Origin of the sequence: Synechococcus sp. R6-7, assembly GCF_047461695.1 — a bacterium.
GTDB lineage: Bacteria > Cyanobacteriota > Cyanobacteriia > Thermostichales > Thermostichaceae > Thermostichus.
The window spans coordinates 1-5,984 of sequence record NZ_JANSHS010000275.1 but is presented as its reverse complement, the minus strand read 5'-3'; the positions used below and the strand labels follow the sequence as shown (position 1 = coordinate 5,984).

At 55.5% G+C, this 5,984-nt stretch carries 5 protein-coding genes; 2 read left to right on the top strand and 3 right to left on the bottom strand.

Annotated elements, in window-relative coordinates:
* Nucleotides 1-178: 178 nt before the first annotated feature.
* The 3 genes from psbP to NW815_RS08600 all read right to left on the bottom strand — a co-directional run bounded on the left by psbP (nt 179) and on the right by NW815_RS08600 (nt 2,472).
* Nucleotides 179-703, bottom strand: a complete 525-nt coding sequence (psbP, locus tag NW815_RS08610) for a photosystem II reaction center PsbP (protein WP_414381637.1) — start codon at nt 701-703, stop codon at nt 179-181.
* Between the two features lie 263 nt (nt 704-966).
* A complete protein-coding gene (locus NW815_RS08605) occupies nt 967-1,725 on the bottom strand; it encodes a PspA/IM30 family protein (protein WP_414329450.1) in 759 nt (252 codons plus the stop codon).
* 63 nt (nt 1,726-1,788) lie between these two features.
* On the bottom strand, nt 1,789-2,472 hold the full coding sequence (locus NW815_RS08600) for a polysaccharide deacetylase family protein (RefSeq protein WP_414350259.1): 684 nt from the start codon (nt 2,470-2,472) through the stop codon (nt 1,789-1,791).
* Nucleotides 2,473-2,796: 324 nt separating this feature from the next.
* Here NW815_RS08600 and polA point away from each other — a divergent pair, with 324 nt between their 5' ends.
* Both polA and grxC read left to right on the top strand, forming a co-directional pair.
* Nucleotides 2,797-5,592 (top strand): DNA polymerase I, encoded by a 2,796-nt coding sequence (polA, locus tag NW815_RS08595; protein ID WP_414415909.1) that lies wholly within the window; start codon nt 2,797-2,799, stop codon nt 5,590-5,592.
* Between the two features lie 92 nt (nt 5,593-5,684).
* On the top strand, nt 5,685-5,945 hold the full coding sequence (grxC, locus tag NW815_RS08590) for a glutaredoxin 3 (protein WP_011431797.1): 261 nt from the start codon (nt 5,685-5,687) through the stop codon (nt 5,943-5,945).
* Nucleotides 5,946-5,984: the final 39 nt, after the last annotated feature.

Genomic DNA, 5,984 nt, shown 5'->3' with positions numbered 1-5,984 from the left:
GTCTTCGCGTCAGCGTTGCGGAGCAATAATCCCCAGAACCACAAGGCTTTTCTCAGTAGCCCAGGCGTCTCACCCCAACCTAAAATGACCATAACTCAGCCCTAAAGGGCTCAACCTTAACATACCCAAGTCCGTCAACCCGGTTCAATCCCTTGAGAAAATCCTCTCAGGAAAAGCTTTAGGAAACATTCAGAGATCGGCCCACGTTCCTAAAGGCAGCTTGCACCTGAGGCCAGCGGGATTCCTGGGTAGAGGCCGTCAGCGTATAGAGGCGATGGTGCCGAACGGTCACCGTCACCACCTCGTGGCGAAGCTGGGATCCCATATCGGTTTGGTATTCCAGCAGGTAATAGGGGTGCTCCTGCCGCTCAAAGGCTTCGGCAGCCAACAGCTTGGCCGAGCGACCGGATCCCTCAGGAGCAATGATCTTCTCCGCCACCAACTGCCCCACCTCATCCGGGCTGCCCAAATCGGCAATCGTCTCCCCCTTGTCAAACGGGGCGATCATCAGGCTGACGTTCTCGGTCTCGTACACCAGGTCGCGCAGGAGTACCACCGGCCCTTTCCCCGGCCCAAGATTGACCGCCACCATGCCGTTGGGGTAAGCAAAAGCAAAGGCTCCGCTGGGATCCCTGTAGGCCCGTAGGTTAGAGCCTGCGGAACAGGCACCGACCACCAAGCTGAGGCAGACACAGAGCAGCAACAGCGCTCTAGACAGCCACGGGCTGGTTGCGTAAGTGGGCCACAGGCCTGATCGGGCAGAATGCGCGCCTCGTGCTGCTGACATTGCTGGGATCCTCTCCTCAGATGGGTTGCCTATTGTTCCTTTATCATCCTAGTACGAGCGCACTCCCTCTAGCCCGTTGACCGTCAATTCCCAACGGAAAACTCCCCCTGCAACTTAGCAGCGGGGTTGCCGACGTGGGTTGAAAAGCGAGGGATCCCCAAGCTTGGAAGCAACTGCCGCTATTGGGGGAGCCGCTTCTCGAAATCCAGATCCGGTAGCGGCAGGTTGGCCTGGGCACCTCCTTGGCCGGTGAGCATTGCCAAGCGGCGGGAGATTTCATCGTCCATGGCCATTTCATCCAGTTGGGCAGCAATCTGCTCGCTGCGATCTTCCGAGAGTTCGCTCATGGCTCGGGATTTGAGCTGGCGAGCCTGGATAGCATTCTTTGCCGCCTCAAATTGGGACTTGGCCGAGTCGATGTTGTAGGAGTTGTTGACGCGGGTCATCTGCTCCAGAGCTTGGTTCACCTCGTTGATGTCTTTGAGGTTGCTCAGCTCGCTCTTGTAAGCGGCCAGTCGTTCTTTCTCGCGGGCCAGCTTTTGCTTGGCGGCGTTGACGTAGCGCTCGGCAGTTTCCACGTTCTCCTTAAGGGGGCCGAGAATGGCCTCAATTTGCAGCGCTTGGGACATAGCCAGGCGGGCAGCCTCTTGATCGCCCCGTTGGGCGGCCAGGCGAGCTTTGTTCTCCAGGGCCTGGTACTCCCGCACCTTTTGCATGTACTTCTGCTCAGCCCGCTGATAGGCAGCCACTTGGGTGGCAACGGCTTCCGTGAGACGCTGAACCGTCTCCTGCATGGTACGTAGGGATTCTTCCGCCACCATCACCGCTCCTGTGCCGCCTTTCTCCACCGGGATCCCCCACAGCCAGTTCCAAGTTCCGACGATGACGCTGCCGGCCCGTTGCCCAAAAATGCCGTAGATAATCTTGCGTGCGCCCATGGCCTGACCCTCCTGCTTGTGCGTGCCTCTACTGTATTTAATTTCTCCCCAACTGGAAAGATCTCAGGGATCCGGCAAGTGGACAAATTCAAATCCCCGCTTCTTCAAAGTTGGGATCAACTGCCGCGTTACCTCAACCACTTGGGCTCCTCCTTGTACCCCATCGTGCAGCACGATTAAGGAGCCAGGCCGCACCTGGGCCAGCACCCGCTCCACTACCACCGATACCGGTGGGATCAGCCAATCCTCAGGCACCACGCTCCACATCACCGGACAAAAGCCCCAACGGCGCAAATCCGCAAGCGTCTGCGGCCAAAACAAGCCATTGGGCGGGCGCACAGCCCGATAATCGTCAGGGATCCCGCCACAGGCAGCCACGAGGGTGGTTTGGCTGCGCTTCAGGCTCTGATAAAGCTCTCCAGGGGCAAGCTCGGTAAAAGGGCGATGCTGCCAGCCGTGAAGGCCAATGCGGTGGCCTTGTTGGCGGATCTGACGGGCCAGGTGGGGCCAGCGCTGCACCCGTTCTCCCAACACAAAAAACGTGGCCGGCACCTGAAAATCCATCAAAACCTGCAACAAAGCAGGGGTGTACTCAGGGTGAGGGCCATCGTCAAAGGTCAGAGCCACCCGCTGGGTGTGGGGATCTGCCGGCAACTCCCACAGGCCGTCGGGAAAGAGGGTCTTGAGGCCCCAATGCAGGGGTGGGTAGAGAGATGGGGGCAGGATTTGCTGAGAAGAGAAGAGCATTGTGGTGAGCTGTATGTTGTCCAAAACCAGAAGCCAATGCTTTGGGTGATCAGTTGGGTTGGCAAATTGAGGTGTTGCCGATCAAGCCAATAAATTGAAAAAATGGGCATGAGCATTGTAGCTAACAAAACAGACAGGGGTGGCGGGCCTATCGATGGCTTTTTGGATCTTGCCGTAGCCGGGTCACAGAAGTTGGAATTGGAATCCCGTCCTGTTGACCGCCGGGCGCTCTTGCTGAGTTCTTGAGGCCGATGATGGATGTGGGATCCCTTCTGCCCATAGCCCAGATCCGATAGGCTAGATTCACCCTCAAGGTATCAGCTGATGGCTTGGCAAACTCCAACACTGCTGCTGGTGGATGGTCACTCTCTGGCCTATCGCTCCTTCTACGCCTTTGCCTACAGCCGCGAGGGGGGGTTGCGCACTTCCACTGGGATCCCCACCAGCGTCAGCTTTGGCTTTTTGAAATCGCTGTTAGAAGTCTTGGACAAATACACCCCTACCCATGTAGCCGTTGCCTTTGATACACGGCAGCCCACTTTTCGCCACGAGGCCGACGAAACCTACAAATCAGGCCGCCCGGAAACGCCACCGGAGTTTATCGAAGATGTGGAGAACCTGAAGCAGGTGTTGACGGCACTACGCATCCCGATTTTGGTGGTGCCTGGTTTTGAAGCCGATGACATTTTGGGCACCCTCAGTAGGCTAGCCCCCCAAGATTACCGGGTGCAGATCTTAAGTGGCGATCAAGATCTGTTCCAGTTGATCGATACCGATGGAAGAGTTCGGGTTTTGCACCTCAACAGCAAAGATCGCATCAGCGAGTTTGGCCCCGAACAAGTGAAAGAAAAATTGGGCATCTGGCCTTGGCAGGTGGTGGATTATAAGGCCCTCTGTGGTGACCCTTCTGACAACATTCCCGGGGTGAAAGGGATCGGCCCCAAGCGAGCTGTGGAGCTGCTGGAGCGCTACGGCAGTTTGGATGAAATTTTCGACCACCTGGACGAGATCCAAGGAAAAGTCCAGCAATACCTCAAAGAAGGGATCCCGGCGGCCCATCACTCGCAATTTATGGCTCGGATCAAATGCGACGTTCCTCTTTCTCCCGACTGGGAGAGCATGAAATTAACCGGGTTTGATCAAGCAGAATTGCTGCCGCTGCTGGAAAAATTGGAGTTTCACAGCTTCATCGCCCAAGTGCGCAAAATACAAAAGGCTTTGGGGGGGATCCCAACCGAGGCAGAGGTGGTTGGCGCTTTTAATCCCACCGGGGATCCCGCAAACGCTCCTGACGAAGCCCTGTGGTTTGATTTTGCCCTCGATCCCGTCCCTTCTCTGCCGGCGGTGCGCATCATCGATACGCCGGAGCAACTGGAGCTTTTGCGGCAAGAGCTGCTGGCCTGCCCAGGGATTGTAGCTTGGGATACTGAAACCACCAGTCTAGATCCACGGGATGCCCAATTGGTGGGGATCGGCTGTTGTTGGTCAGAGGGAGATATCGCCTACTTGCCCATCGGCCACCGCCAGGGATCCAACCTGGATTGGGAGCTGGTTAAACAAAGCCTGCAACCCCTTTGGGAAGATCCCAACCGACCCAAAAGCCTACAAAACTGTAAGTACGACCTGAGCATTTTCCGCGCCCACGGGATCCGCCTGCAAGGGATCCAGTTTGATCCCATGTTGGCCAGCTACGTTTTGGATCCAGAAGCCAGCCACAACTTGGCCGATTTGGCAGCTACCCATTTGGGTTTGCCAACCACCAGCTACAAAAAGTTGCTGGGCAAGGAACAGTCCATTGCCGATATCCCGATTTCCAAAGTTGCAGAATACTGTGGAACCGACGCCTATTGTGCCTATCGTCTGGTGCCAATCCTCACCGAAAAGCTGCAGAAAACCGATCCACGCCTGTGGGATCTTTTTATTCAAGTCGAGCTGCCCTTGGCCCAAGTTTTGGAAGAGATGGAGTGGATCGGCATTCGCATTGATACCGAGTTTCTGAGGCAATTTTCCCAAGAGCTGGAACAAGAGCTGCAAAGTTTGGAGCAGAAAGCTTATGCCCAGGCTGGAGAAACCTTTAACCTCAATTCTCCCAAGCAACTGGGATCCCTGCTCTTTGAAAAGCTGAAATTGGACATTCGCAAAACCCGCAAAACGGCTACTGGCTATTCCACTGATGCCTCAGTTTTAGAAAAGCTAGAGGGGGATCATCCTCTCATCGAAACCATCGTGCAATACCGCACCTTGGCCAAGCTGAAATCGACCTATGTGGATGCTCTGCCTGCCCTGGTAAGAAGCGATACCGGCAGAGTCCACACCGACTTTAACCAAACCGTTACTGCCACCGGCAGGCTCAGCTCCTCAAACCCCAACTTGCAAAATATTCCCATTCGCACCGAGTTCAGTCGCCGGATTCGACAAGCTTTTATTCCCCAAGAGGGATGGCTATTGGCGGCAGCAGATTACTCTCAAATTGAGCTGCGCATTTTGGCCCACCTCAGCCAAGAACCTGCCTTGCTGGAAGGCTTTCGCTCAGGGGAAGATGTGCATACCCTGACCGCCCGCCTGCTCCTGGAAAAACAGGAAATAACCAGCGAAGAACGCCGCCTGGCCAAGACGATTAACTATGGGGTGATCTACGGCATGGGGGCACAGCGCTTTGCCCGCACTGCGGGGGTTTCTCTATCCGAAGCCAAGCAATTTTTACAGCGATTTAACGAGCGCTACGCCGGTATTTTCGCCTACCTGCGCTCCACCGAAGCCTTTGTGGAAAAGCATGGCTATGTAGAAACGATCTTGGGTCGCCGTCGCTATTTTCCCAATTTGTCTCGTCTGACAGGCCATCGCAAACAAGCGGAATTGCGGGCAGCTGTGAATGCTCCCATTCAGGGATCCGCCTCAGACATCATCAAAGTAGCAATGGTGCGCCTGCGGCAAAAGCTGCAGAACTTTCGTTCCCGCTTGCTCCTGCAAGTGCATGATGAGCTGGTGTTTGAGGTGGATCCCTCGGAATGGCAGGCCCTAAAACCGCTGATCCAAAGGGAAATGGAAGGAGCGGTGCCCCTCTCCATACCGCTGGTGGTGGATATCCAAATTGGCCACAATTGGAAGGAAGCCAACTAGACCATGGGAGGCAGAAAACCCCAGGTTTGCAAGGAAAGGGATCCCGGCTCCGTGAAAATGTTAAGCTATGTAAAAGCGTTTGTTGTTTTCTTATGACTGTTGAGATTTACACCTGGCGTTTTTGTCCCTTTTGCATCCGGGCTAAGCAACTGCTGGATCGCAAAGGCGTGAAGTATATCGAGTACGCCATCGATGGAGACGAGGCAGCACGGGCGGAAATGGCCAAGCGGGCCAACGGCCGCCGTTCGGTGCCGCAAATTTTCATCAACGACCAGCATATCGGCGGCTGCGACGATCTTTACGCGCTAGAGGCTCGCGGCCAGTTGGATCTGCTCCTACAGCAGGCCAGCTAAGCCTCAACTGTATCTGATACATTTACGCTGAACACTGCT